This window comes from Rhodoglobus vestalii, from assembly GCF_006788895.1.
GTDB lineage: Bacteria > Actinomycetota > Actinomycetes > Actinomycetales > Microbacteriaceae > Rhodoglobus > Rhodoglobus vestalii.
Window position 1 is genome coordinate 1840689 of the sequence record NZ_VFRA01000001.1, and the last position, 25786, is coordinate 1866474.

The following is a 25786-nucleotide window of genomic DNA, read 5'->3' on the forward strand; positions in this document are numbered from 1 at the left end:
ACTGGTTGTAGTTCCCAGGGTTAGCCGCGCTACCGGCCGGCAACCCTGTTGGCGAAACGGGCAATTTTGCTCGTGTGCGCCAGATCGGGTGTGTTTTCGCGCCGGTCTGCCTCGCGATAGAGGGTGTACATGGCGTGCACGCCAAGCCACCGCAATGGTTCGGGCTCCCAGGGGCGAACACGGCGTCCAACCCAGGGCAGACGGGTGAGTTCGGTGTCACGGCGCAGCACGAGATCTGCGAGGGTGCGTCCAGCAAGATTGGTGGTTGTCAGACCGCTGCCGACGTAGCCGCCAGCGGTTCCCAGCCCGGTTTCGTGATCGAGGTCGACCGTCGCACACCAATCGCGCGGAACTCCGAGAACGCCGCACCAGGCTTGCGCGATAGGAACGTTAGCGGCAGCCGGAAACATGTCGTGCAGGAGTGTAGTGAGGGCGTTGATCGTCCAGTCCTGTGTTTCGCCATTCACATCTGTGCGGGATCCGAAACGATAAGGGATACCGCGACCACCGAGCGCGATGCGGTTGTCGACTGTTCGCTGCGCATACATGTAGGCGTGCGCACCATCACCCAATACTTCTGCACCAGACCATCCGATCTCTGCCATCACCGAGTCCGGCAGCGGATCGGTGACGATCATCGAAGAGTTCATCGGCAGCCAGCCCCGGCGCTGACCCTTGATTCCCGCCGTGAAGCCCTCAAGGCACCGCAACACAATCGGGGCTCTCACCACCCCACGGTCGGTGCGCGCCAGCCCGGACTCGATCGCCTCAACCGTGGTCTGCTCGTAAATCACAACCCCCAGCCGTTCCACCGCCGCGGCAAGACCCTGCACGAGTTTCGCCGGCTGCACCCGAGCGCAATCGGGGCTGAAAATCCCCGCCATGGCTCCGTCGACAACGACCCGGCTATTGAGCTCGGCTAGCGTCAGGGGCACCACATCCTCATCCGTCGCGCCCCACAATTTTTCGTACTCAATCGTTTCCTGCAGACGTTCAACCTGGGCCCGATTGCGCGCGACGTGCAGGAGGCCGTCCTTAGCAATGTCGGCGTCGATCCCTTCCGCATCAGCGACCGCAATCACTTCGTCAACCGCCCCGCGCATCGCCGCCAATAAATCGACAACACCCTGATGACCGTGAGTCTTGGCATACAGAGCACGGGATCCGGCAAGTTCGGCAGACAGCCACCCGCCATTTCGACCAGACGCACCGAACCCCGCAAACTCGCGCTCAAGCATCACGATACGAAGGTCGGGCTGCGCACGTTTGAGATAGTAGGCCGCCCACAGCCCGGTTAAACCCGCCCCGACAATACAGACGTCAGCATCCCGATCGCCGGGAAGCGGCGCCCGGTATTTCGGCAACGCGGTGCTCGTGTACCAATACGACACTCCGCCATTGGGCACACCGCTATTGCCGCGTGGGGTGAGGTCTTTCATCACATCTGCCATGAACCGGGCTCATTTCTTGAAGGTGCTTTAGCCACCAAGCAGTTCGTCAATCTCGCGGATGACCGGCCAGGCGCACTCTTCAGAGTTGGAGAGCACCACAACGTCGAGGTCGGCCTCAAGGTAGTGGCGCACGATTCCGGATGAGCCAAGCCCGACACCATCGGCAAAATAGCTGCGCACGCTGCCATCTTCGTTCATGTCGAACTCGAGCCCGAAACCGTACCAGGTCTCTTCGTCGTACTGCACCTGTGGGGTGAGAAACTCTTGGGTATATTCGGCATTGAGCAGTTCGCCGTTGCGAACCGCCTGGATAAAGCGCACCAGATCGGCTGCAGTGACCTGGGCTCCGCCGTCGGGCAGGCCAATGGGCGGGGCGCTATAGATATTGGAAACCCAGCGACCATTAATGAAGTCCCACCCCTCGGCAACCCGCGGTGCGGCATCCCGACGGTCATAAAAACCGGAATCGATCATGCCGGCCGGCGTAAAAACCTCGTCAAAAATGTACTGGCGGTACTTCTCTTCGGTGACCTTCTCCAGCGCGAGACCCGCCAAAACGTAACCAGCGTTGCTGTACACACACTCGACCCCGGGGGCAGCGATGGCTTCCTTGTTGATGAACGTCGGCAGCTGGTCGGCAGGTTCCATGATGGTGTAGGTCGGGAACTCTGACCACAGTTCGGCGTAGCTTTCGCCCTCTTCTTCATCCACGTCATCCGCAATACCACTCGTGTGCGTAAGCACGTGCAGAAGGGTCACGGCCGGGTCGATCTCAGAATCGGCAAGATCAACGTAGTGATGAATGGATGTCTCGAGGTCAAGTTCACCCTTCGACACCTGCTGCAGCACAGCGACACTCGTGAACAGCTTGGTGATGGAACTCGAATCGAAGCGGGTGTCTGCCGTGTTCGGCACATCCCAACGCTGGCTCGCCTTGCCCAGCACTGCCTCAAAGATCGTGGTATTGCCGCGTTTGATCAGCACAACGCCAGAAAAGTCATTCTGCTCAAGAAATTCGTCGAGCCCAGAGGTGTCCATAGTGCAGCCTACCGAGAACTGCTCGGGCTTTTGCGGAATATCTATTGACCGTTAACAGTTTCACGAAGTCATGACTACTTCTCTTCAGACCCACCCAAATTTCGTCGCCGGCACCTGGCAGATCGACCCCACCCACTCGACGGTCACCTTCACCGTTAAGCACCTGATGATCAGCAAGGTGCGCGGATCCTTCGACGACTTCAGCGGCACCATCGTCACGTCGCAGACGCCCACCGAGAACTCGGTCACCGCAACGATTGACATGGCCACCATCAACACCAACCAGGCCGACCGCGACAATCACCTCCGCACCAACGACTTCTTCAAGATCGACGAATTTCCCAGCGCAACCTTCACCTCCACCACCGTCACCGTTGACGGCGATGACCTGACGATCGACGGCAACCTCACCCTGCGCGGTGTCACCAAGCCCGTCACGCTGAAGGGCGAATTCGGCGGCATCGCCACCGACGGTTACGGTCAGACCAAGGCTGCGGCGAGCGCCAGCACCGTCATCAACCGCACCGACTTCGGCGTCAACTACAACTCCGCTCTGGAGACCGGCGGGGTTCTCATTGGCGAAGACATCACTCTGAGCTTCGACCTTCAGTCGGTGCTCCAAAAGTAGTATTCGCGTCAGCGACTGAGGGACTGGTGGCTGTCACTAACCAGCAGTGGGGTGGATGTCGCGGTCGGCTTAATCCGCCACACCACCAGTGCTGCAGCGGCAACGATGAGCACTAGGATTCCTGCACCCCACGCGAGTCCGGCGTAGCCGACGACAAGGAGAATGGGCCCGGCAAAGCCTCCGCCGAATGCGCCCGCGAGGCTCATGATGGTGTCACTTCGGCCCTGAATGCGCAGTCGCATTGCGCCGGTGGAGAGATCGGCGACGAGCGCGGAGCCCGCAACAGTTGAGGCGCTCCAGCCGAGACCCAACAGCACTAAGCCGACTGTGACCGCCGAATTGCTCAGTTGGCCGAGTGCGACCACCAACACCGACGCTGCAAAGAGGGCTTGTCCAACGAGGATGGTCGGGATGCGGCCGAAATGATCACTCGCCCAGCCGAAGACGGGCGATAGCGCATACATTCCGGCAATGTGCAGGCTTATCGTGAAGCCGACCACGGTAAGACTTGCTCCGTGCTGAACCAAATGCACCGGGGTCATTGCCATGATCGACACCATCACGGCATGACTGATCGCAATGGAACCGATTGCGAAGACAAGCGGCCCACGGCCGCGAACTATCCCGGCATCCGCGACGGCTACCGGCTCAACGGGTTTGTTGCCGGCGAGAACGAGAGGGTCTGGTCGGAGCAGTACGAGGTAGAGCACCGTTGCAGCCAGCTGGGCAGCAATTGCAAAAACAAACGAGCCTGTGTTGGTCGGCAACGACAGCCACTGTGCAACCGCTTCACCAGGCCCGATGAGGTTGGGGCCAGCTACGGCACCGATCGTTGTCGACCAGACCACGAGCGACAGGTCACGCCCACGGTGTTCGGGAGCCGCAACATCCGTCGCCGCAAATCGCGCCTGCAGGCCTACCGCTGTGCCAACACCGAGCATCGCAAAACCAAGAATGAGGAGCGGGAAGAACGCGATCCCAATTGCGAGCACCGTGATGAGGGAGCCACCCGCCGCAATACCGGCGCCGAGCGCGAGCGCTGGTCGACGCCCCCAACGTTGCGCCAGTCGAGCCAAGGGAATCGACACCAGAGCAGCACCGAGCGTGCTGGATGTTGCTGCCGCACCCGAGAGTGCTTCACCACCGAGATCGGCGGCCAGAATCGCTCCGACCGCAACCGTTGCTCCCAGCCCGAGCCCGGCAAGCACTTGCCCGGCAACGAGGGTTCTGACGATGCGGGATTGCACTGCGCGGTCGATCTCCATCTGTACAGTGTGCTCCATGCGCGGGGTCGTGGCTGCTGCTCCGCTAGACTTGTGCCATCCACCCGCGCGATATCTTGGAGTGATTCGGTGCCAACAATCGTTGTCGAGGTAATGCCTAAGGCTGAAATCCTCGATCCTCAGGGCAAGGCTGTCGCCGGTGCCCTTGTCCGTCTCGATAGGAGCGAGTTCACTTCGGTGCGCATCGGTAAGCGTTTTGAGCTCACCGTTGATGGCCCGATTACTGCTGATTTGCTGGCGGAGGCGCGCGCGATCGCGAACGATCTTCTCGCCAACACGGTGATCGAAGATGTGATTTACGTCGGTGAGGCTCGCGGCGCCGACGGTTCGCAGACCGCTGCCGAGGGCGCATAGTGCGCGTCGGAGTTATCACTTTTCCGGGTTCGCTTGACGATCGCGACGCTCAGCGTGCGGTGAAACTCGGGGGCGCAGTGCCCGTAGCCCTGTGGCACGGCGACCACGATCTCAAGAATGTCGACGCAATCGTATTGCCCGGTGGTTTCAGCTACGGCGACTACCTGCGCGCTGGTGCTATCGCCGCACACTCGCCCATCATGAGCGAGGTCATTGCTGCAGCGAACGGTGGGATGCCCGTGCTCGGCATCTGCAACGGTTTCCAGATTTTGGTGGAGTCACACCTGCTGCCCGGTGGCCTCGTACGCAACGATCACGGCGACTTCGTGTGCCGTGACCAGAAGTTGCGCGTCGAGAACATCGACACCGCGTGGAGCAATGGCTTCAAAGAAGACGAAGAGATCATCATCCCGTTGAAGAACGGTGAGGGTGGCTACATTGCCGATCAGGAGACGCTCGATCGTCTGGAGGGCGAAGGCCAGGTCGTGTTCCGCTACCTCGAGATTAACCCCAATGGCTCAGCGAATGACATTGCGGGCATCTCGAATGCGCGGGGAAATGTTGTGGGGCTGATGCCGCATCCGGAGCACGCAACCGAGCCCGGTTTTGGCCCCGATACTCGCGTAGCGATGCGCTCGGGCACCGACGGTCTCACCTTCTTCACCAGTGCGATCACCTCACTGATGGCCAACGCCTGATGTTTGCCACACCGAAGTCACTGTTCCGCTTTCTCGCGATTGCGGAGGCGATCACCTGGACCCTGCTCATCACAGGCCTCATTTTGCGTGCCACAGTGGGGTTGGATGTCGCGGTGTCGATCGGCGGCGGCATTCACGGGTTCGTCTTCTTGGCCTACGGTGCCACGGCCGTGTTGTTGACGGTGAACCAGCGTTGGAGCGCTGGCACCGCCATTCTCACTATTGGTAGCGCCATCATTCCCTACGCCACTATTCCGGTGGAGTTGTGGCTGGCACGCAGCGGCCGTCTCGCTGGTGCGTGGCGCACCGAAGTAAGTGACAACCCGCGTGATGCCGGCTGGATTGACCGCACTATGCGCTGGTTCTTGAAGCACCCGTTCATTCTTGTGCTGCTCGTTGCGGCAGCCGTGGTGCTGCTGTATGTGGTGCTGATTACTCTGGGGCCGCCCGGCGGCAGCAAGTAGCCAGCCGCCAGCCTGCCGCTACTACACCAGGAAGAACGGGATAACGCCCGGGTTTCGTGCGTGCACAATCACTAAGAACACTACGGCGTCGAACAGTAGGTGCACGGTCAGCACATAGACGAGCGACTTGGTGCTGGAGTAAATCCAACCCTGCAGCAGCGCGAAGGGGATCGTGAGGAGCGGGCCCCACGACTGGTACCCGAGTTCCCACAGGAACGACACAAAGATCACCATTTGCAGCAGGTTCGCCTGCCAGACCGGGAAGTGCCTTCTGAAGAGTACGAACACGGTGAGGATGAAGAACAGTTCGTCCCACGTGCCTACGGCGTTCACTCCCACGAAGAGACGCCCGATCTCATCGGGCGTTGTCACAATTGGCCAGTTCAGGTACACGCCACTGGTGATGAAGTAGAACGGCAGAATCAGCCATCCCAGAAATAGCACGAGGGCGAGATAGCCCCACTGCACACGATTCCACGGCCAACCACCGCGCCACGGAAAGCGGATTAGCCGGTCTTTGAACACGAAGCGCGACAGCGCGTAGGGCACCGCTACCGCCGCGGCCAGCACGAATCCGAGAAGGAAGAAATTGCCCCAGCTGATGTCGGCAGCAACCGAGATCGTGGAGACAATCACCATACCGGTGGCAATGAGTAGGAGATCTTTAGCCAAGCCTTCGGTGTATTTGCGACGATCAGTGATCCACGCGGCAACGAGTGCAAGGGCCACAACAACGTAGCCGTGCAGAGGCAATCGCACCGCGAACAGGAGAACGGCGGAACTGCTCAACAGTGCTGCGGGCAGGAGCCCCCAACTGCGTGAGCTGAGTTGTGGCGCGGGCGCAGTGCTAGTGAGCGGCAGCATGTGTCTCGTTAGTCCTTCTTGGGTGGATGGTCGGCTGCGCCCTCGGGCGCGTTGTCGGGCGCGTTGTCGGTCGTGTTGTCGGGCGTGTTGTCGGGAGTGTTGGCTTGCACGGTAATTGCGCCGGTGAATTCTTGGCGACGGGCATCAGCTTCCGCGCTGCCGCTGAACAGCCCGCGGTCCTGCGGTTCTGCCGCTGCCTTGCCGCGAGAGCGAGCCTCGTTCTCGACCATGAGCACTCGAGTGCGGGGGAGAGCAGCCGGGTTCTTGGTTTGCAACCAACTGACCATCTCTTCGCGTACGTGGGTTTGAAGATCCCACTGTGCGCCGGAGTCCGCAGCGCTGGCGACGATGCGCACCCTGACGAAACCACCGGTCGAGTCGACGACTTGCACATTGGCGGTGCGTCCATCCCACAGTTCCGTTTCTGCGAGCACTTTTTTCAGTTGCACGCGCATTTGGTCGACATTCACGCGCCAGTCGAGATCAAAAACAACCACCCCTAGGAGTTCGGTGGCGTTCCTAGTCCAGTTTTGGAACGGAGTTGACGTGAAGTAGGTGGAGGGCAGCACCAGTCGGCGCTGATCCCAAATATTCAGCACAACGTAGGTGAGGGTGATCTCCTCGATGCGGCCCCATTCGCCATCGGCGATCACGACGTCATCGACACGGATCGCGTCGCTGAAAGCGAGTTGCATTCCCGCAAAAACGTTGGCGAGGGCCGACTGGGCGGCAATGCCGGCAACAACGCCGACCAGGCCGGCTGAGGCGAGAACGCTCGCGCCAAGCGCTTGAGCGCCGGGAAGCGTCAGGAGAATCGCACCGATGGTGACAATTGCGATGACAGCGGTGAGTACGCGACGCAGCACCTGCACTTGAGTGCGCACACGTCGAGCAACTCGATTGTCTGGAACGTCGAGTGGGTAGCGTGCGACGGCACGGCCAAACAGCAGGTTCATCACTGCCACTAACAGCCAACCGCCTGCAGCGATGACGGCGCCTCGGAACGCGTAGTTGATGATGTTGAGGATGTTCTCCTCAACAATGGGGATTGTTGCGGCAACCGCAACCCACACCGCTAACAGTGCGATGAGCACTCGCAGTCGCTGTCGAAGCGGTGCCAGCGTTGCGTACGCTCCTGGTCTAAGGCGTGCGATTGCTCTCACAATGAGCGAAATCACGCCCACCACGATGACGACGGCGAGAAGCGCGATCGCGACGGCGACAGGGAGCCCCAGCCACGATTTCCATTCGAACACTCGGGTAATTTCCTTCCGTTGGCGTTGCTATAGCCTACGGGCACTCGCCTTAGCGGCGCGTTACGTGATTAACTGGGGCAATCCGAGAGGGGCGCCATGGGCGAAGCAGCAACACAGGGTGCGCGACGGAGTTCCGGGCGACGGTGGTTCGCGACCATGCGCGAAGCGGCCTCCGCCGAACTGTGGCCGCTACCGATTCTGTTCATCATCATCGCCGTTGTTCTCGGGATAGTTCTGCCGTTCATTGATCGGGCTGTCGACTCTTCGCTGTCGCCCCTGTTTAAAAGTGTGCTGTTCGCTGGAGGGCCAGGGAGCGCCCGAGCTGTACTCTCCGCCGTTGCGGGCTCACTCATCACTGCAACTTCGCTGACGTTCTCACTGACAATTGTGGCACTGCAGCTGGCAAGCAGTCAGGCCTCACCGCGTGTGTTGCGCACCTTCCTCAAAAACCGGACGGTGCAGTGGACACTCGCCGTCTTCGTGGGCACTTTTGCCTATGCACTCACAGTGCTGCGCACCATTGAGGATGGCTCGGTCAGCGTTGACCCGATCGTGCCACGCTTCGCGGTAACTCTTGCTTCATTATTGACTCTGGCAAGTGTTGTCATGCTCGTACTGTTCTTGGCCCATCTCGCGAGACAGCTACGCATTGAGACCACAATTCGGCAAATTTTTGTTGAAGCTAGCAGCACCATCACATCTGTGAAATCGACGATGGCGGAGGGGTACGTTAAGCTTCCGGATTGGCCGCCTGCCAACCGCATCGAACTTAGCCTGGCGACACGGTCCGGGTTCATTCGCTCCATTGATCGCTCTCGCCTCCTCGCCGTCGCGATCGATTATGACCTTGTCGTCAGCGAAGTGCAGACCATTGGCAATCACGTTGTCAGCAGGACTCCCGTAATCCGGTGGTGGCTGCGGGACCCACTGGAACATGTGGGCGAGGAGGCACGCGAGACCATCAACCCTGCCCTCTCCCAAGCTATTGATTTGGCGTACGAGTGCACGGCAAGCCAAGACATTGGCTTCGGCATCCGCCAGCTCGTCGACATCGCCGCCAAAGCTCTCTCACCGGGCGTCAACGATCCGACTACGGCCGTGCATACGCTCGGCCAACTCTCGGCGATCCTCGGATCTATCGCCGAACTGCCCATTCAGGCAACGGGGCTAACCGATGACGATGATCGTGTGCGTGTCATCATCAATCCACATAGCTTCACGGATCTGCTCGACGTCGCCATGACCCAGCCGCGGCGCTACGGTGCGAGCGACCCCGGAGTTGTTGAGCGACTTTTCCGACTGCTGCAAGAGGTGGGCTATCGTGCACAACGACCCGAGCAGACCGAGGCCGTGCTTCAACAGATCGAGCGGCTGGAGGCATCCGTTGCGGTAGAAAACTATGACTATGTCGAGCGCGAGCGGTTTGCCATGGTTGCCGAAGCAGCACGCGCAGCAACTTCCGACCACCGCTGGCTCTGAACTGGCGCGGTCACTTCTCGAGCTCTCGACCCTTTATCGGGGACTTGCCGACTAGGCTGCTGGCGTGGAAGACACTTATGAACTTGAGTTGCGCAGCGTTCCCTTTGAGCATGCCGATTCGGTGATGTTGCGGTCGGCGCAGCGCGCGGAGCTAACCGCGCGCTACAAAACCGAAGACAGCGAGCCAGGGGTAAAGCCCAATTCTGACTCCGTCGTGGTGTTTCTTATCGCGTATGTCGATGGGATTCCTGCCGGTTGTGGTGGACTCCGCGAGCTCAATGGTGGCGGCTTTGAAATCAAACGCATGTACGTCACTCCTGCCCAGCGTGGCACCGGCATCGCCATCGCCGTGCTGCGGGGACTCGAAGAGTGGGCACGAGCGCAGTCCGCAGCCGAGCTTGTGCTCGAAACCGGAACAGCCCAGCCTGATGCGATGCGTTTCTATGAGCGCGAAGGTTACAGCCGCATTGACAACTTCGGCGCCTACGCCGGCGAAGATTTGAGCGTCTGCTACTCCAAAGCGCTCTAGCTCTACCGCGCACGCTCTAGGCTTGGCCAGTGCTTGCTCTCGTTGCGATATCCGTCCTCATCGGAGCACTGTCGCAACGGATAACGGGTATGGGCTTCGCGCTCGTGGCGTCGCCGCTGATAGTTATTCTCCTCGGCCCCTTCGACGGCGTACTCGTCGTCAACCTCTGCGGAGTCATTTCGGCACTGCTCATCATCCCGCGGGTCTGGCGGCTCATTGAGTGGCGCACTTTCGCGTGGCTCGTCATTCCTGCCATTGTTGCCATCGTGCCGGGCTCGTTGCTTGCCGCTCGACTTCCCGGCCCCATCCTGCAACTCGGCGTTGGCGCACTAGTTCTTGTTTCGCTCACTGCGACACTGCTCATCACCCGCGCAGACCACATTGTGGCGGCACGGCCAGCAGCAATTATTGCGGGAGCGGCATCCGGATTCATGAACACTGCCGCCGGTGTTGGCGGACCAGCCCTCAGCGTCTATGCGGTACTCACGCGCTGGTCGCAGGCGCACTTTGCCGCAACACTGCAGCCGTATTTTGTTGTGGTCGGAACTGTCTCGCTCACCACAAAGATGATGTTCTCTGGCGGGCAAATCCCCCAATTGGATGCCGTGAGCTGGATCATCATCGTTGGCGCCCTGCTCGCGGGGCTGGCGCTTGGCGAAGTGCTCAATCGGCATATCAGTCATCGTGCTGCGCGGATCGGGGTTGTCATCCTTGCCTACGTCGGCGGCACTGCTGCCGTCATCGATGGCGCATTACATCTTGCGGTCTAAGCGTTAACGAACGGATGCCCGCCCCATCACTTGGGGGCGGGCATCCGTCACTGGGCAGTTCTGCTCAGTTGAGAAGCGGCCGCTCTAGCGTGCGGTGCTTTCGCTAGTTGGCGGGGCCGACACCAACGGGGTCGGCTTCTTCGTTGGCGGTCTCGACGTTGCCGGGAACGGTCTGGCGCAGGGTGGTTCCGAGGTCGGCATCCACACTGCCCCAGTACCAGTAGAAACGTTCGAGGATCTCGGGAATGGTGATTGCACGGCCCTGTCCGGTGAGGGTTTCGATAAAGCGAGCCTTCGACTCGGTGCTGAACACGTCGCGGTAGAGCGTTCCGGCTTGACCGAAGTCGTCGTCTTCGGCGTGCAGGGTTTGGGCTGCGCGCATCAGTTCGCCGTCGTTGGCCCAGCCGCCTTCGCTGGCTAGCTCAGGCTGTGCTGCTGGTCCACCATAGGAGTTCGGGGCGTAGGTGCGATCGGCGGCGTCACCGATCTTGTAGTTCATGGCACCCTCGTGCTGGTAGTTCTTCGCTTCAGACGCGTGCGGCTGGTTGACCGGCAACTGGTTGTAGTTGGCGCCGATGCGGTAGCGCTGGGCATCCGGGTAGGAGTACACCCGCGCCATCAGCATCTTGTCGGGGCTGATGTCGGTGCCGGGAACCATGTTCGACGGCGAGAATGCGGCCTGCTCGATCTGCGCGAAGAAGCTTTCCGGGTTGCGGTTCAGCGTGAAGTGGCCAACTGGGATCAGCGGGTAGTCGTCGTGCGACCACGTCTTGGTGAGGTCGAAGGGGTTGAAGCGGTAGGTTTTCGCATCGTCGTAGGGCATGATCTGAACCGAAACATCCCAGCTCGGGTAGTCGCCGGCGGCGATGGAATCGAAGAGGTCGCGACGGTAGTAGTCGGCATCTTCGCCGGCGATGCGTTCGGCATCCGCGGCTTCCATCAGCTCAACGCCTTGGCTGGAGTGGAAGTGGTACTGCACCCAGAAGCGTTCGCCTTCGGCGTTGATCCACTGGTAGGTGTGTGAACCGTAGCCGTTGATGTGGCGCCACGATTTGGACAACCCGCGGTCACCCATAAGGTAGGTCACTTGGTGGGCACTCTCGGGGGAGAGGGTCCAGAAATCCCACTGCATGTCGGCGTTGCGCAGGCCAGAGTCACCGAGGCGTTTCTGCGAGTGGATGAAGTCGGGGAACTTCATGGCATCACGTAAGAAGAAGACGGGGGTGTTGTTTCCGACAATGTCGTAGTTGCCTTCGGTGGAGTAGAAACGCAGCGCGAATCCGCGCACGTCGCGCCAGGTGTCGGGCGAACCCTGCTCACCGGCTACCGATGAGAAACGCATAATGGTTTCGCTCGTGGCACCCTTCTGGAAGACGGCGGCCTTGGTGTACTTCGAGACGTCTTCGGTGACGACGAACTCACCAAAAGCTCCACCACCCTTGGCGTGCGGGTTGCGCTCTGGCACACGCTCGCGGTGGAAGGATGCAAGCTTCTCCACCAAGAAACGGTCGTGCAATGCGGTAACGCCATCGGCGCCAACGGTGAGCGAATGTTCGTCGCTTGCGATGGGTGCTCCGGCTTGGGTTCTCGTGGGTTCGGTCACGATGTCTCCTTTGTTTCGGTGGATACGTGGTTTGTGTGGATAGGTGATTCTGTGAATAGGGAGTTAGGAGGCTTGGGCTGCTGGCGAGAGTGCTTGGCAGTCGGCGCACACTCCCCAGAAGTTGACTTCGGCGGTGTGCAGCACGAATCCGCCGGCTTGAGACGGAGTAAGGCAGGGCGCTTCACCCACGACGCAGTCGACATCGCGCACAGCGCTGCATTCAGTGCAAACGAGGTGATGGTGGTTGTCACCGGTGCGCCGTTCATAGAGGGCGGATGACCCTGCCGGCTCGATCTTGCGCAGTAGGCCGGCTGCAGTGAGCGCAGAAAGTACTCCGTAGACGGCTTGGAGGGAGGTGCCGGGCAGTGCCGGCAGAATCTTCGTGAAGATCGTGTCGGCGTTCGCGTGAGGATGCACGGCGAGTGCGTTCAGGACCGCGAGTCGGGGCCCGGTGACTTTGAGACCTGATTCGCGCAGGGTCTCGGCGAGCGCAGCATCCGTCACCTTGTCCATTAGTACAAGGGTACCAGTTGTTTTGAATAACTCAAGATAACGCTCTGCAAGTTCTTGTCTCTAGTACAGCCCTCATCGTCGCGATCGGGTCTGCTGCACGGGTAGGTGACATCTTGACCTGACCTATGGTTTGGTTTCCAGTCCTGGTGACTAGCTTCAGGCGGATATTGGTTGTGGAGTGTGGGCGAGGTCGTATTCGTGGGGTGTTGCGTAACTGAGTGCGGAGTGTCGTCGTCGGCGATTGTAGAACACCTGGATGTACTCGAAGATAGCGTTCGCGAGCTCGATTCGGGTCCGCCACTTCTTACGGTTCAGCAACTCGATCTGCATTGATGACCAGAAGGATTCCATCATGGCATTATCGAGCCCTTCGCAGACGGTTCCAAACGAAGGCAAGAGACCGGCCGAACGAATCTTCTGAGTGAACGCCCATGATGTGAATTGGACACCATGATCGGCATGAACGATTCCGCCGGGCGCTGGTGTGCGCGCCCGGATGGCCATGTCTAGGGCGTTCACGACGAGGGTTGAGTCCTGCTTGGAATCGATTGCCCATCCGACGATCTTGCGGCTGCATGCATCAAGGACTGCAGCGCAGAAAACTTTTCCTTCCCGCGTGGGATGCTCCGTAATATCGGTGACCCAAAGTTCGTTCAAGTTGAGGCGATGGAACTTCCGGTTGACGAGATCATCGGCCGTAGCCACGCCCTTCAGACGTTTCACACGCGTAGGACCGGGAAGACCGCCGATTCCCGCTTTCGTCATCAGCACCGAGACCAGGCGGCTCGAACAAGGGATATCCATGCCGATCGTGAGTTCGGCATGGATACGCCGGTATCTGTAGGTGCCACGGGAGGCGATAAGGGGTCTCCCGAATCAGACCAGTGAGTCAGCGTCTGCGGAGCTGCGTTGAGCTGGTCGGGCGTTTTCGATACCGGTAGTAGCCCTGTCTGGACACTCCGAGAAGTCGGCAGCACACCTGAACTGGTGCCCCGGCGTCGACAAGTCGATCGATCACCGGGTGCGCCCTTTTGGGTCGACAGCTTCCTCCTCTTCGAGCCATTTCGAGGCTCGTTTCAGGATCGAGAGTTCTTGTTCGAGTTGCCGAATCTGATGTCGTGCCGCTGAAAGTTCAGCCGCTTCCTGGGTGCTATCGCCGGGCCGGCGTCCGTGATCGATGTCATCTTGACGCAGCCAGGAATGCAGCGTGACCTCGTGGATACCAAGATCAGTGGCAGTCTCTTTGACCTGCCGACCTTCGCGCACAAGCGCGATCGCACGCTGACGGAACTCTGGTGGGTACGGGCGGGGCATAGACGTGAGCCTCTCATGAAGGCCATCGGCTAGCTACCCCAAGTGGAAACCAAACTGTAGGTCAGGCCAGAAACCGACCCTCGAACTATTTAACCGGGACCCCCGCGATTCCGGTCCGGTCCCGCAAAACTCCAAGTCGACCGGTGGATTCAGGCTAAGCTGAGAGTGCACCGCGACCGCGACAATAGGATTACACTGTGACCGCACTCGACCTAGATCTCGAAGAGGTCCACGTTCGCGAGCATCCGTTGCCCGGCGTCGCCCGCTTGTTCGAGTTGGCACTCTCCGGCGGCACAGTGCTCCAGATCTTCACCGAGTCGGATTCGAGCGACAGCCACCTCGCCGTTCTCCCTCCCGACGCCGACACACCCGTCGTGAACCTCCGGCTGAGCAAAGCCGAGGCGGTCACCCTCTCGTCCCTCATCTCCGGCGTGAAGTTCGTGGTCAGGGCCGCCGACGAGGCTGGGGCGGCGGATGCCGCGGGTCCGTCAACCGTGAGGCTCCGGGCGGTGTCCCCCGCGGTGGGAAAGACGCTGCACGAGATCGAGGTGCCCGAGCCAGACCAGGCCCTAGTGCTCGCGGTGATTCGCGACGACACCGAGGAGCTCCTCGACGGGGATGTCGAGCGACGATGCCAGGTCGGGGACCGGCTGGTCGTCGTCGGGCGGCCCGACGCGCTGGCGCGCCTCGTCCGATACCTCCACGGATGATGGCGGCCGGGCTGGACACATTCGCCACCATGGCGGCTGTCCTCGCCGTCGCGGCCGTCGTGGCGTTCATAGCGCACCGCGCGCGGCAACCTCTCATCGTGGCTTTCATTGTGGTGGGAGTCATTGTCGGCCCGTCTCTCTTAGGCTGGGTTGGGGGCGGCGACTCCCTTGAGTTGCTGGCGGAGATCGGCATCGCGATCTTGCTCTTCCTCGTGGGGCTCAAGCTCGACATCCGCCTGGTTAAGTCGATCGGTCCGGTTGCGCTGGTCACCGGACTCGGCCAGGTTCTGTTCACCTCGCTCGTCGGCTTCGGTATCGCGCTTCTCTTCGGGATGCCAGTGGTCGTGGCCGTCTACGTGGCTGTGGCGCTGACCTTCTCGTCGACGATCATCATCGTGAAGTTGTTGTCGGACAAGGGAGAACTCGACGAACTCCACGGCAGGATCGCTCTGGGTTTTCTGATCGTGCAGGACATCGTCGTGATCTTGGTGATGATCGCCCTCTCCAGCTTCGGCGGTGAGCGCGACGGTTCCCTTGGGGAACAGATCGCGGGCGTGCTGCTCGCGGCAGTCGGGGTCATCGGTGGTCTCGCCATCGCAATGCGCTGGGTACTCCCCGGTCTCCTCAAACTCGTCGCGAGCTCGCAGGAGTTGCTGATCGTGTGTTGCGTTGCCTGGGCCGTCACAGTGGCTGCTCTCACGGATTATTTGGGTTTCTCGGTGGAGGTGGGTGCGTTCCTTGCTGGCTTCGCGCTCGCGTCGACTCCCTTCCGGGAGTCGATCGCGTCGTCTCTGTCGGGCCTGCGGGATTTCCTGCTCCTGTTCTTCTTCATCGGGCTCGGCGCGCAACTCGACTTCTCTTCGATCGGCACCCAGGTGCCGGCAGCCATCATTTTCTCCGCGTTCGTCCTCATCGGCAACCCACTCATCGTTCTCGTGATCATGGGCGTGATGGGGTATCCGAAGCGTGTCTCATTCCTGGCCGGTCTGGCCGTCGCGCAAATCAGCGAGTTCTCTCTGATTCTCGTTGCCCTTGGCCGCGACCTCGGCCACGTCGACAACGACACCGTCGGGCTCGTGACACTCGTCGGGATGATCACGATCGCCGGATCCACCTACATGATTCTGTACTCGAAACAGCTGTTCGCCGTGCTCGAGCCGGTCCTCGGCATCTTCGAGCGGCGCCGCACGATCGACGATGCGCTCCCCGAGCCGAAGCGTTACGATGTGATCGTCTTCGGCCACGGACGGTTCGGGATGCACCTGATCGAGGAGTTCGCAAGCGCGGGATACTCGGTGCTGGTGGTCGACTGGGACCCCTACGCCGAGATCCGCCTGGAGGATGCGACACTGGCGGATCGCGTGTCGCTCGCCTACGGGGACGCGAGCAACGGTGAGTTTCCCGGAACCCTGCCGCTACGGTCCGCAAAGTGGATCGTCAGCACCATCCCGAGCGTCGAGGTCAACAAGGTTCTCGCCAGATCGCTCCGTCATCATGGCGCGACCGCCCCCGTCGCGGTGACGGCACATACCGAGGCGGAAGCACGCGAGTTCGGTAGGGAGCTCGACGAGAACGTCATCAATCTCGTTCTCGAGCCGTTCGATGACGCTGCCGACGACGCCATTGCCGCACTCGAAGCGCTGTGAAGCCCGTCACGACAGAATGTCCTTCGTGGCGAACCGGGGCTGTAGGCGAGCGCACCGAAGACCGCGATGTACGCGGCCTGCACGAGCGCGTTGGCGCCGAACGAGCTTGAAGTCGAGCGCCTGTCTCAGCAGCTCGGCGAATCCCAGCCAGTAGTGGCTGAACAGCCACGGGTGGAGCCAGGACAGCTAAGAGCTCGAAGAGAATTAACTCTGGTGTATTTCGGGCGTGTCGTGTGGTGCGAGGGAATAGTTCCATTCAGCCGTGGAATTTGTGGCGGGTGAAGAGGTAGAGCGTCGCCTTCTTTTGTGGTGTACCGGAGCCCGATGGGGTATTCAGAATTGTCGAGGACGCAGTCAACGGTCAACCCTGTTTTGGTGGTGGTGTGGCTGATCAGGTCCACAATTATCTGGTGTGTGCGTAACGGTCGACCGCGCCAATTATTGAGCATCTGCGCGAGCAATTTTCAGGCGCGACCTTCCGCGGGACAGATGTGCTCCAAGCTTGTCACCGACAATCAAAACGCCGAATCGCCGGCCATCAATATTTTCGGGCGTGGTGCTGGATGGGCCTCGCAGGGCGATCGTTGGGCCGGGTCTGTCGGTTTGGGGTACACCCCAAATAAACGCATACACCCGCTGTCATTTTCAGAAGTCGTCTGCACTAACTAACGCTTACTTTTCATACCGGCGGTTATCAGCAAGATTGAATTGCCGCAGTCATAGGAAGGAGCTTCAGCGGGATCGAAAGTCCCGATTTCTACCTGTAGCTATTTCTCGCGATAGGGACCCTGGCCGATTGTCGAGCCTCTCAGCTGAGCGATCAATCACCGGGATGACACGGTGGAACCGGTGGTATTCAAGCCTGAATTCGAGGCTAGCGTCTATGAGGAAGCGCTCCAAAAACCCCGGGTTCTCAACGCTCTGAGCTGACCTGAATCGACGTTGGCACAGTTGGATGTTCCTCAGATGCGGGCAGATAGTGGGCAAGGCTACCGGCGAGGCGACGCCCCCTGACCCCGCGGTCACCGCTATTGTGACGGCATGACCCGAGAACTATCAGGGCGATCGATATTTTTGGCTTCCCCTGGTGGTCTCGAAGTCGAACGCCAGAGCGTTCGTGACACAGTCGTCGCGTTCAACGAAAACTACGCGCTCAATGACGATGTCGTCTTTATTGTCAAAGGGTGGGAGCCGCTCGCTAGGGGCGTCGGAAACCCACAGAGTCTGATCAATCCCGAAATTGTGGAATGCGATTTCATGATTTTGCTGCTCGGTGACTACTGGGGCTCGGCACCAAGTACAGATGGCCCCTACAGTTCCGGAACCGAAGAAGAATTTCACAAGGCCCTAGCGTTGCTTGCTTCTGATGATGCGGCGATGCGCGACCTCCTCGTCGTGTTCAAGGTTCTGGAGCCGGACCGCATGCGTGACCCCGGCCCGCAGTTGACAAGAGTTCTGAGTTTTAGGAATCAGTTGGAGTCCACAAAGCAGTTGTTTTACGGGACATTCGATTCACAAGCCAGCCTCAAGGAACTCGTCGAGCGGTCACTTAGAAAGTGGAAAATACCACTCAAGCCACGCGAGCCTGTCCAGATTGACCTCTCGAATGGATCCCCGATCGTAGATGTCGCATCAAACCTCTCAACGAGCGAGCTCGTCGAGAACGCGACGCAGAAGGCCGCAGCAGGTTTGGTTACTCAAGCTGAGCTGACATTCTCGCTTGCGGTCAAGGACAGGGAGCCGCAGGCATTGAACGAGTTCGCCAACTTTATGCGTCGTACTGGGCGGCTGGAATCCGCACTCGAACTAAACCGAGAGCTCCTTTCGAGCCCCGCGATTCTGACTTCGGTCGAGGCTCAAGACATTGCGTACCGAGTGAACTCTCTCGCAAATATCGGCCTCATAGAGCGGAAGAAGGGCAACCTCAACGCTTCCGTGAAGTACCTGACGGAAGCGGTAAAGACAGCAGATCTAAGCCAGACTCCGGTCCCCGAGGAATTGGCGTACTCGCTAGACAACCTGGGATTCACGTGGAGTCAGCTTGGTGATCTGGAGCAATCACGAAGCGCGTTCGAACGCTCCAAAGCAGTCAGAATCTCTCTCGCTCAAGGGACCGAGTCCGCGCAATCGCTCGTGAACATGGGCAGGTTATCAATTCGGTCCCACGATTTTGAGCAGGCAGCGTCTGATTTCGATGCTGCAATCGCGCTCCTCGACCCCGATCGGGACAGTTTGCTGCTCGCAAATGCGTTGTCCGGCAAAGGCAAAGCACTGTTTGAGTCGCGAGCGCTTGACGAAGCGGTTACCGTACTCACGCGCGCGCTAGAAGTTAACTTGGCTCTCGGTAATTCCGACGGGGCAAGTATTGCGCACGGACTGATCGCCCGTGCCCACCTCGAAAAGGGTGATGTTGCCGAGGCCGCCACCCATGCTGCCGCGACGGCTGCTGAAAGCGAAGCTTCGGGCAATCTCACCGGCGCTGCTACAGGTCTGTGGGTGTTGGCCCAAGTCGACCACGCGAACGGAGAAGCGAAATCAGCCATAGATCGTTTCGGACAAGCTATTGATCTTGCTCAGCGAGCCAACAACAACGGCCTCTTGCTCGCCATAAAAGCAAGCAGGGCACGACTATAGACATGACGACTCAGACTGAATCCAACCTCGTGAGGGCCAGAAGAGGCATGTCAGGCGCCCATCAGCGATAGTCCCGCAGCCCGTGTCGATATAGGCGCGGCTTTCGCCAATCATCGGAACCGCGGACTGCTGAACGGAATGTCCCGCGACAAGGTACGTGTCTGTCGGTCCAACCTTGGCAGGGTCGTGAACAACGGTAACCCCGTCCTGGGAGAACGTGTCGCGAAGCGAAGTCAGGAACTCTAGGTGGCTTGCCGGGACCGCGTTCCTAAGTTGACTAGATACCTCCGCATAGGGCGGGGCGACGTATGAACGAATCGTTGCGGCTCCACCCATTCGAAGAAGCATGTCTAAGCCATCTCCGGTCAATGCATCCACAAGCTGGGCGTCGTGATTCCCGCGCAGAAAGTGCACCGTCAATTCTGGCCTTGCCTGTAGCGCCAGGAGATAGTTGATCACCCCGGACGAATCCGGGCCCCGATTCACATAGTCGCCGAGGAAAACCAATTCATTCACCCGACTCACGGCCTTCGAGACGACCTCTTGCAGCTGCGCGAGGCACCCGTGAATATCCCCGATGATCCCAAGCTCACTCATAGGATCACCCTGGGTATCTCGGCGTAGGGCAAAGCGTCGTCCGGAGATCCAAGCACGAGGAGCGTCGAGTTCGCGAGGTCACGGTCTCCTTCCCACTCGGCAACGATCAGAGCCTGAATGCTCCCATAGGGATTGACTGTGATTGGGCCGACTACCTGGGCAAGTCGGCACTCAAGATCTTCGAGGACAGACAAGGTCGACTCCCCGTGTACGACTTGGTGTGATGACAGGATTACGGGAAGGTCCGGGATTCGAAAGCGTTCGGCGAGTTCTGAAAGCGAGAAACATGGCGGGCCCGGGTTTAACGCCGCCGCGTAGGTCGCGGTTCGGAGTAAATAGCGGGCCAACCTTACAAGCCCGTCTAGGTACTTCACTCGGTCAGCACTTGTCGATCTGAGCGCAACGGCGAGCCTCTTCACTCGCTCGAAAATTCGTGCCTGATCAGCAGGGCCGAAAGATTGCAGGAGGTTCGACAACGAATCCTCCGTGTCATGAAGAATTACTCCATCGCGAGCCAAGTGCATACCGAACAGCGTTCCGTTTGAGCCGGCCAACTGCGGTTCCCCATAGGTGGTCACGTTGGTCCAGCCTCCCGTCCGTGACGCTGCAGGCCCGTTAGCAAGGACAAGAATGTCGACATCGGACCCCGGGCTTGCGTCGCCCCTCGCTTGGCTCCCGTACAGCAGGATGCCGATCGCTTTTCGAGGGAGGACCGCGAGAGACTGTGATATCAGCGAGTCTTGAAGCCCACGCTCCCACAGCCGTGTTGCGACCGCGCGCGGGTCCACCACCGATTCACCCATCACCCTGAGAATACACTGTTAACGCCAACTGAAAACAGGGCCGTTAACGCCAGGAGACGACCAGCTGTTCGCGTAGAAGACCACTAGCGGCCTTCAAAGGATCATTCGCGCTCGACGAGTCTTTGAGCCGACGGGTTATAAAGATAGCCAACGATCTCGCCCGACATGATCATGTTGATCGCCTGGTTGATCACGTTCCGGGGCACGATGAACCACTCGGATGGGTCGTAGTCGCGGCCCTTCCTATCGATCTGGGTAATGTCGAGCCGCGCCTCTGCGAAGACGCGGTGCAGCAGATGCTCGAGAGCGGAGCGTTTGAGGTTGTAGGCGCGATAGTCCTCGACGATCTCGACCGGAGCCATGAGGTAGGTCGGCTGCTTGGATGCGTTCGCGATTCTTTGTGCGACGCTCGTTGTCGAGAATCCGATTTTGTGAAGGTCTTGGATGCCGGCGATCTGGGGGTCATCGCTGAGTGAGCGGAGAACATAAATGTGTCCGCTCTCGACGTCAGCGTCGCCGATCTCACCGTTCTCGTGGCCAGTGCGTGCATTGCTCTAATTCCCCCTCTTAATCGTTACCTTCCTCGATACCTCCTCATCTCGTAGAGGGCATGTGTCATCGTGCGTCATGCACGTCAATGCTCTTCTTCTTCGACATCGCTTTCTCGTCGGAGAAGAAGCTGTCGTCAGCACAGCGTTGTCACGCGCGCTGACAGCGGCAAAGGTGACAGGGTCGCACAGGTGCGCCGGAACAAAGCGGAGGTCAGCCTGTGCGTGACATCAAACCGTAGAGCCATCCCGCGCCCCGGCCGTGGGTCACTACGACCACACGAAAGTCATCCACCGACGCATCTTCCAAGACACTTATAAGTGGGCTGGCCAAAAGCGAGTTGGACCGTTGACGCGGATGACGAAGAGCGGGTGAACAAGCGAACGCGTCCAGCAGCGCGTGGCGTGGCGTCTTGAGCCTCGACATTCTGATCGTCCGTCTGGCCTTGACCCCGTTGAGTGGACAGGGGTTAAGGCCGGAACGTGGACATAGTGCTCGTAGTGTTCTCTAGTTGCACTGCACAATGATTCAGCTCCAGCTCGTCGACGCTGAGATTTCGCTCCCCCACGCTGCCTTCCGCCGCCCAATCAGCGGTGTTTGGGCGCCACCTCGTTGACGTTGAGGGCATCAACGTGGGCAGAAACGGCATCCCTGACAAGTTGCGAGATAGATACTCCCTGGGCTGCTGCAGCGTTGCGTGCTTCACGGTCGAGGTCTGGGGTTGTGCGGACTTTCCAAGTCACCCCAGAAGGTGCAGCAGCGGTTAGGCGTGGCCGTCCAAGTGCGATTGCAGTAGCAGCCGCAACGGTGTCAGCGCCTGTCGCTTCCATGAGGGCGCGCTGTCCTGCTTCGGCGGCGGCCTTTCCCCGGAGGGTGGTTCCTTGCTTCGGGACGAGTTGTCCTGCCTCAGCTCGTGCCGCGAGGTCATCGTAGTTATTCATCTGCTCTCTCCTTCGTCTAGTAGGTTTCGGTATAGGTCTTACAATTCCATTGCGTGAAAAATAACCATGCTTCGGGGTTTGCGGTGCGCGGCGATCACTTCGATATAGCGTTCGGTTTGCGCGTGAGGATGACCCACGTAAACAATCGTTGTCTCTCCTGCGTGCCCTTCAATCTGGGTTGAACCTGCTGCGTGAGTTATCGCGTAGAGGGTGTCAGCTTGGGGAATATTGTGCCTAGCTGCACTTGCTATCCACTCGATTCCCATAAACAAAAAGCGACCCACAAAAAGAAAAAGTGCGGCATTATCCAATGAAATATTGGCCAATCTGTGGGCAGCAGCGTCCCTTGTTTCCTTCTTCGATACTGCGCGCCTGTTTATGATTTTGGCTATCCCCTCGACCTGCTCCGAGAGGGATAGCCAAAGAGATTCATTGGCGGCTGTCGCAGTGTGTTTCCTCTGATGGGTGGAGGGTGCTCATGGCGCTCCCCCACTGTCGTCCGCCTGCCACTTGCTTCAATTGCCGGTCATCATTCGGAAGACTTCGAACGCTGCTGCGTAAACGTCACCGCCGTGCGCGTGGATCTCTTTCTCGAACGTGCCGATTGCGTTCTGTAGATTTTCTTCCTCAAAGTTGATCGGTTCGGGTCCGAAGTTTTCTTGCTTGTCCATGGGGGCTCTTCTGAGGTTGAGGCAGGCGAGGATTCCGGTGCCGAATCCGAAATAGGCAGCGTCCCCTACTGGCAGCTGTCGCACTGTGTTTCGTCTGCTGGATCGACGGGCACGATGTACTCATCTGCTGCGGCGATGGTGTGACCTGGTGTGGCTGTTCCGTCTAGCTCAACGTGGCGAGTCTGGGCGCCAGCTCACCAGGCAGACTGCGGCGTTACGCCGTCGATGTTGCGTTGCCGGCTTGCCCCTGGGCCGGTGATCGGTTAGCTGTTGATATTCTCTGCATTGCGGTTGACTGCGGCAGGTCACGGACGTTGCGAGGCCACCCATGAACGAAGGGCAGGCAACGTCGGCAGTAGAAGGATGACGGGACTTCCGCTCAAGTCGGCACCGATAATTAAGGGCTTGCCAATTTCGTCCATCAGCGGAGCCATCGACGCAGCCCTACTTGCGCTGACGTACCCAACCTTCTGCTGCCCGATGAATGTGACAATCGCATTTGGATCGTAGGTGTTCCCAGGTTCGCGAACTAGTCGACACACGCCAGACATAAACGATGCCCGTTTATCTGTGTAATTGCCCTGGCCGCGAGCCTTCAGCCGCGTGCTATCGAGCCCGCTCAGGTCAACATAATCGGCCAAGTTGAACAGGTGCCTTTCACGGAATATGGCCTGACGCTCAGCCTGTTCCAACGCATCCTTCGCCTCGGCATCCAAGACTTCTTGGTAACGCACGTCCGTGACATACACACCCGCACGAGTCGCCTCTGCCTCGGCAATATCCCAGAAGCCGACACCTTCTTCTTCTTGGCGAGCCTTGATCCTCTCGGAGACATGGCGGAGTAGGGCTGCATCACCTGCCTGCGTTACCCCGGTGTCAGGTTGTGACCGCGGAGCTTCGGCCACGCGTATAGGAGAAGCCGCGCGTTTAGTTTCCACAACGACTTTCGCCACGACCCAGATGGCGAAAACGACCCCACCAATAAGAACCAGCACCAGCCACATGAGGCAAGGCTACAGACACAACATTTGTGGTGCCTGCTGCTTTGTACGCCGGGGAGCGCGAGGGGGCAGCGCCCTCTCGCACCTTTGGTTCTAGCAGTCTCCATCGGTTGGGGGAGACTGCTAGAACCTAGCGCGCGCCTAGCTCGCAGCTAGGCGGCTCATCTCGGCGGCCGTTTTTACTTCTTTGATGGCTTCGTATTCGAGCGTATTTGTCCAGCTGTACTCTGTGCGCACCGAAACTGATTTGGCGTTGACTCGGACTACTTCTGCCCATCCGAAACGATGCCTCACCTAGGGCGTGTCTCCTAATGCTGCCGGGCCTGTCTGACAGACTTAATCCATGTCTCGTGCTGCCGTGTTGTCTGACAGTGAGTGGGCTCGCCTTGAGCCGTTGATGCCGTCCTCGAAGAATTGCCCGGGTCGTCCGTTCCAAGACCACCGCCGCATTCTGGAAGGCATCATTTATCGGTATCGGGCGGGGATTCCCTGGCGGGATTTGCCGGAATCTTTTGGTCCGTGGCAGACCGTCTGGAAACGTCACCGGCGTTTCAGTGGCGACGGTACGTGGGACGCCATTATGACCCGGCTGCTTTCGCAGGCTGACGCTGCTGGGTTGATTGATTGGGAGGTGTCCGTGGACTCCACGGTCAACCGCGCCCACCAGCACGGCACCAATCTTCCGCGCACCACAGGGGGAACTTCAGAACTACACGAATCTGCTCACTGAGCCTGCTGACCACGCAATTGGCCGGTCACGCGGCGGATTGACGACGAAGATTCACGCGTTGTGTGACGCGAATCTTCGACCGTTGGTGATTCTGCTGGGACCGGGGCAGGGCGGTGACTCACCGATGTTCCCCGAAGTCTTGGGGAGCCTGCGAGTGCCTCGGCTCGGCGGGGGTCGGCCTCGCACGACGCCGGATCGAGCGATGGGTGACAAAGCGTATTCGTCCAAAGCTAATCGGAAAATGCTCCGGGATCGTGGCATTCATGCCGTGATCCCGGAACGATCGGACCAGGTCGCCAATCGGAAACGACGTGGCCAAGCCGGAGGTCGCCCTCCCACTTTTGACAAGGTGTCCTACAAACGCCGCAACGTCATTGAGCGGTGTTTCGAGGTCTTCAAGCAGTGGCGTGGCATCGCCACCCGCTACGACAAACTCGCCCTCACCTACCGCGGCGGGGTTGTCCTCCGGGCCATAATCATCTGGGCTAAGGCATTAGGAGACACGCCCTAGGCCGCGAAGGTGATCAATGGTGCGCGTTGCGACCCAGGCAGAGTGAGTCAGATCGGTCGATTGCTCGAAGACGCGGGTCTGGTCGTAGTCTCCGCGCGGGCCGACCGTGGCGTGGGCGACATCGCTGGAAATAGACATCGTATCTTGCCAGACGGCGGCTGCGGGAGGGAGGCCGGTGCTGAGCTCGGGTAGTGCCTCGCGGCACACGCTGCGCACCCAGGCTCGGTAGTCATCCTCGTAGACGCCGGGTTCATCCGAGAGGGCGAGCACGTCGAACCCATAGCGCGGGTGGGGGCGAGTGTGATCACGATTGGCGTGCGGCTGAAAATGAAGTTTTCCAATGTTGGCGGTGCGCCAGCCACGGCGAGAGAGCACTGTCGCGATCGTTTCGGTGGTTTCAGGAACCGGGACACCCATCTGGGTTATTCCCAAGCTTGAGGGGTAGCGACTGGTGAGCATCGAGGCCCTGCTGGGCATGCACACGGGTGACTGCACAAAGGCGTGGTCGAAAAGCACACCGCCCGCAATAAGTTCATCGAGAACCGGCGTGTGCGCGGCCGATCCGAGGCATCCGAGTGCATCCCAGCGCCACTGATCGACGTAGATAATGACGACGTCGCTGACGGTCGAGTTCATCGATAGTTCTCCTAGCGGTGTGGGATATAGCTGATAAACCTCATTTTTGTGGCAGCACAAATCGTGAGTTGACCGACCATAAACCCACTTTACTAAAGCGCTTTACTTTTCGT

Annotated in this window: 27 protein-coding genes and 2 pseudogenes; 11 read left to right on the plus strand and 18 right to left on the minus strand. The window is 59.5% G+C overall.

The features are described from left to right. Positions 1-29: 29 nt before the first annotated feature. Entirely contained in the window at positions 30-1451 is a 1422-nt protein-coding gene (locus FB472_RS08955) for an NAD(P)/FAD-dependent oxidoreductase (RefSeq protein ID WP_141990617.1), read from the minus strand. A gap of 27 nt (positions 1452-1478) precedes the next feature. Continuing rightward, a complete protein-coding gene (locus FB472_RS08960; protein ID WP_141990618.1) occupies positions 1479-2489 on the minus strand; it encodes a serine hydrolase domain-containing protein in 1011 nt (336 codons plus the stop codon). Positions 2490-2559: 70 nt separating this feature from the next. On the opposite strand from FB472_RS08960, the gene FB472_RS08965 reads away from it, so the two are divergent. Next, positions 2560-3117, plus strand: coding sequence for a YceI family protein (locus tag FB472_RS08965; protein WP_141990619.1), 558 nt, complete (start codon positions 2560-2562; stop codon positions 3115-3117). An 8-nt stretch (positions 3118-3125) separates the two neighbouring features. Here FB472_RS08965 and FB472_RS08970 read toward each other — a convergent pair whose 3' ends face one another. Continuing rightward, entirely contained in the window at positions 3126-4382 is a 1257-nt protein-coding gene (locus tag FB472_RS08970; protein WP_246078160.1) for an MFS transporter, read from the minus strand. Positions 4383-4469: 87 nt separating this feature from the next. Here FB472_RS08970 and purS point away from each other — a divergent pair, with 87 nt between their 5' ends. Genes purS through FB472_RS08985 form a run of 3 tightly spaced genes read left to right on the plus strand, consistent with a single transcriptional unit; the run spans position 4470 to position 5916 of the window. Beyond that, positions 4470-4754 carry a phosphoribosylformylglycinamidine synthase subunit PurS gene (purS, locus tag FB472_RS08975; protein ID WP_141990621.1) on the plus strand — a complete coding sequence of 95 codons (285 nt, stop codon included), beginning with the start codon at positions 4470-4472 and terminating at the stop codon, positions 4752-4754. Continuing rightward, a complete protein-coding gene (gene purQ, locus FB472_RS08980) occupies positions 4754-5452 on the plus strand; it encodes a phosphoribosylformylglycinamidine synthase subunit PurQ (protein WP_141990622.1) in 699 nt (232 codons plus the stop codon). Before purS ends, purQ begins: the two co-directional genes overlap by 1 nt. Further along, positions 5452-5916 (plus strand): DUF3817 domain-containing protein, encoded by a 465-nt coding sequence (locus FB472_RS08985; protein WP_141990623.1) that lies wholly within the window; start codon positions 5452-5454, stop codon positions 5914-5916. The genes purQ and FB472_RS08985 overlap by 1 nt, the downstream gene beginning before the upstream one ends. Before the next feature lie 21 nt (positions 5917-5937). On the opposite strand, the gene FB472_RS08990 is transcribed toward FB472_RS08985, so the two are convergent. Continuing rightward, positions 5938-6780, minus strand: a complete 843-nt coding sequence (locus FB472_RS08990; protein ID WP_141990624.1) for a CPBP family glutamic-type intramembrane protease — start codon at positions 6778-6780, stop codon at positions 5938-5940. 8 nt (positions 6781-6788) lie between these two features. Further along, positions 6789-8036 carry a mechanosensitive ion channel family protein gene (locus FB472_RS08995; protein WP_141990625.1) on the minus strand — a complete coding sequence of 416 codons (1248 nt, stop codon included), beginning with the start codon at positions 8034-8036 and terminating at the stop codon, positions 6789-6791. Positions 8037-8132: 96 nt separating this feature from the next. Here FB472_RS08995 and FB472_RS09000 point away from each other — a divergent pair, with 96 nt between their 5' ends. From FB472_RS09000 to FB472_RS09010, 3 genes are all read left to right on the plus strand, one after another. Then, positions 8133-9515 (plus strand): DUF2254 domain-containing protein, encoded by a 1383-nt coding sequence (locus tag FB472_RS09000; protein WP_141990626.1) that lies wholly within the window; start codon positions 8133-8135, stop codon positions 9513-9515. Between the two features lie 64 nt (positions 9516-9579). Then, positions 9580-10044: a GNAT family N-acetyltransferase gene (locus FB472_RS09005; protein ID WP_141990627.1), complete on the plus strand. Its 465-nt coding sequence runs from the start codon at positions 9580-9582 to the stop codon at positions 10042-10044. 29 nt (positions 10045-10073) lie between these two features. Further along, the gene (locus tag FB472_RS09010; RefSeq protein WP_141990628.1) at positions 10074-10814 is read left to right on the plus strand and encodes a sulfite exporter TauE/SafE family protein; all 741 of its coding nucleotides are present in this window, start codon (positions 10074-10076) and stop codon (positions 10812-10814) included. Positions 10815-10917: 103 nt separating this feature from the next. On the opposite strand, the gene FB472_RS09015 is transcribed toward FB472_RS09010, so the two are convergent. From FB472_RS09015 to FB472_RS09025, 3 genes and pseudogenes are all read right to left on the minus strand, one after another. Further along, the gene (locus tag FB472_RS09015) at positions 10918-12417 is read right to left on the minus strand and encodes a catalase (protein ID WP_141990629.1); all 1500 of its coding nucleotides are present in this window, start codon (positions 12415-12417) and stop codon (positions 10918-10920) included. A 63-nt stretch (positions 12418-12480) separates the two neighbouring features. Next, on the minus strand, positions 12481-12930 hold the full coding sequence (locus FB472_RS09020; RefSeq protein ID WP_141990630.1) for a Fur family transcriptional regulator: 450 nt from the start codon (positions 12928-12930) through the stop codon (positions 12481-12483). A gap of 156 nt (positions 12931-13086) precedes the next feature. Continuing rightward, positions 13087-14244: pseudogene (locus FB472_RS09025) on the minus strand (IS3 family transposase). A 197-nt stretch (positions 14245-14441) separates the two neighbouring features. On the opposite strand from FB472_RS09025, the gene FB472_RS09030 reads away from it, so the two are divergent. Together FB472_RS09030 and FB472_RS09035 are read left to right on the plus strand one after the other, a co-directional pair. Then, positions 14442-14954 carry a cation:proton antiporter regulatory subunit gene (locus FB472_RS09030; RefSeq protein WP_141990631.1) on the plus strand — a complete coding sequence of 171 codons (513 nt, stop codon included), beginning with the start codon at positions 14442-14444 and terminating at the stop codon, positions 14952-14954. Continuing rightward, the gene (locus tag FB472_RS09035; protein ID WP_141990632.1) at positions 14954-16600 is read left to right on the plus strand and encodes a cation:proton antiporter; all 1647 of its coding nucleotides are present in this window, start codon (positions 14954-14956) and stop codon (positions 16598-16600) included. The genes FB472_RS09030 and FB472_RS09035 overlap by 1 nt, the downstream gene beginning before the upstream one ends. A 6-nt stretch (positions 16601-16606) precedes the next feature. On the opposite strand, the pseudogene FB472_RS14420 reads toward FB472_RS09035, so the two are convergent. Together FB472_RS14420 and FB472_RS14685 are read right to left on the minus strand one after the other, a co-directional pair. Continuing rightward, positions 16607-16786 (minus strand): annotated as a pseudogene (locus FB472_RS14420) (ABC transporter permease); the annotation flags it as partial. Then, positions 16726-17049, minus strand: coding sequence for an ISAzo13-like element transposase-related protein (locus FB472_RS14685; RefSeq protein WP_425467231.1), 324 nt, complete (start codon positions 17047-17049; stop codon positions 16726-16728). The gene FB472_RS14685 and the pseudogene FB472_RS14420, both read right to left, overlap by 61 nt. A gap of 592 nt (positions 17050-17641) precedes the next feature. On the opposite strand from FB472_RS14685, the gene FB472_RS09050 reads away from it, so the two are divergent. Beyond that, on the plus strand, positions 17642-19234 hold the full coding sequence (locus FB472_RS09050) for a tetratricopeptide repeat protein (protein WP_141990634.1): 1593 nt from the start codon (positions 17642-17644) through the stop codon (positions 19232-19234). Here FB472_RS09050 and FB472_RS14690 read toward each other — a convergent pair. From FB472_RS14690 to FB472_RS09090, 7 genes are all read right to left on the minus strand, one after another. After that, a complete protein-coding gene (locus FB472_RS14690) occupies positions 19229-19831 on the minus strand; it encodes a metallophosphoesterase family protein (protein ID WP_141990635.1) in 603 nt (200 codons plus the stop codon). The genes FB472_RS09050 and FB472_RS14690 overlap by 6 nt on opposite strands. Then, positions 19828-20634, minus strand: coding sequence for a nucleotidyltransferase domain-containing protein (locus FB472_RS09060; RefSeq protein WP_141990636.1), 807 nt, complete (start codon positions 20632-20634; stop codon positions 19828-19830). Before FB472_RS09060 ends, FB472_RS14690 begins: the two co-directional genes overlap by 4 nt. 101 nt (positions 20635-20735) lie before the next feature. Continuing rightward, the gene (locus tag FB472_RS09065) at positions 20736-21155 is read right to left on the minus strand and encodes a GIY-YIG nuclease family protein (protein WP_141990637.1); all 420 of its coding nucleotides are present in this window, start codon (positions 21153-21155) and stop codon (positions 20736-20738) included. A gap of 615 nt (positions 21156-21770) precedes the next feature. Beyond that, entirely contained in the window at positions 21771-22124 is a 354-nt protein-coding gene (locus tag FB472_RS09075; protein WP_141990638.1) for a type II toxin-antitoxin system HicB family antitoxin, read from the minus strand. 38 nt (positions 22125-22162) lie between these two features. Then, the gene (locus FB472_RS09080; RefSeq protein WP_141990639.1) at positions 22163-22435 is read right to left on the minus strand and encodes a hypothetical protein; all 273 of its coding nucleotides are present in this window, start codon (positions 22433-22435) and stop codon (positions 22163-22165) included. A gap of 204 nt (positions 22436-22639) precedes the next feature. Then, a complete protein-coding gene (locus tag FB472_RS14030) occupies positions 22640-22795 on the minus strand; it encodes a hypothetical protein (protein WP_170192072.1) in 156 nt (51 codons plus the stop codon). Between the two features lie 305 nt (positions 22796-23100). Beyond that, positions 23101-23799, minus strand: coding sequence for an HIRAN domain-containing protein (locus FB472_RS09090; protein WP_141990640.1), 699 nt, complete (start codon positions 23797-23799; stop codon positions 23101-23103). Positions 23800-24139: 340 nt separating this feature from the next. On the opposite strand from FB472_RS09090, the gene FB472_RS09095 reads away from it, so the two are divergent. Further along, a protein-coding gene (locus FB472_RS09095; RefSeq protein ID WP_141990566.1) for an IS5 family transposase occupies positions 24140-25037 on the plus strand; the annotation gives its coding sequence in 2 pieces (ribosomal slippage) (positions 24140-24502 and positions 24504-25037; 897 coding nt in all). On the opposite strand, the gene FB472_RS09100 is transcribed toward FB472_RS09095, so the two are convergent. Further along, the gene (locus FB472_RS09100; protein ID WP_141990641.1) at positions 25020-25673 is read right to left on the minus strand and encodes a sulfatase-like hydrolase/transferase; all 654 of its coding nucleotides are present in this window, start codon (positions 25671-25673) and stop codon (positions 25020-25022) included. The two genes, FB472_RS09095 and FB472_RS09100, sit on opposite strands and share 18 nt — an antisense overlap. Positions 25674-25786: the final 113 nt, after the last annotated feature.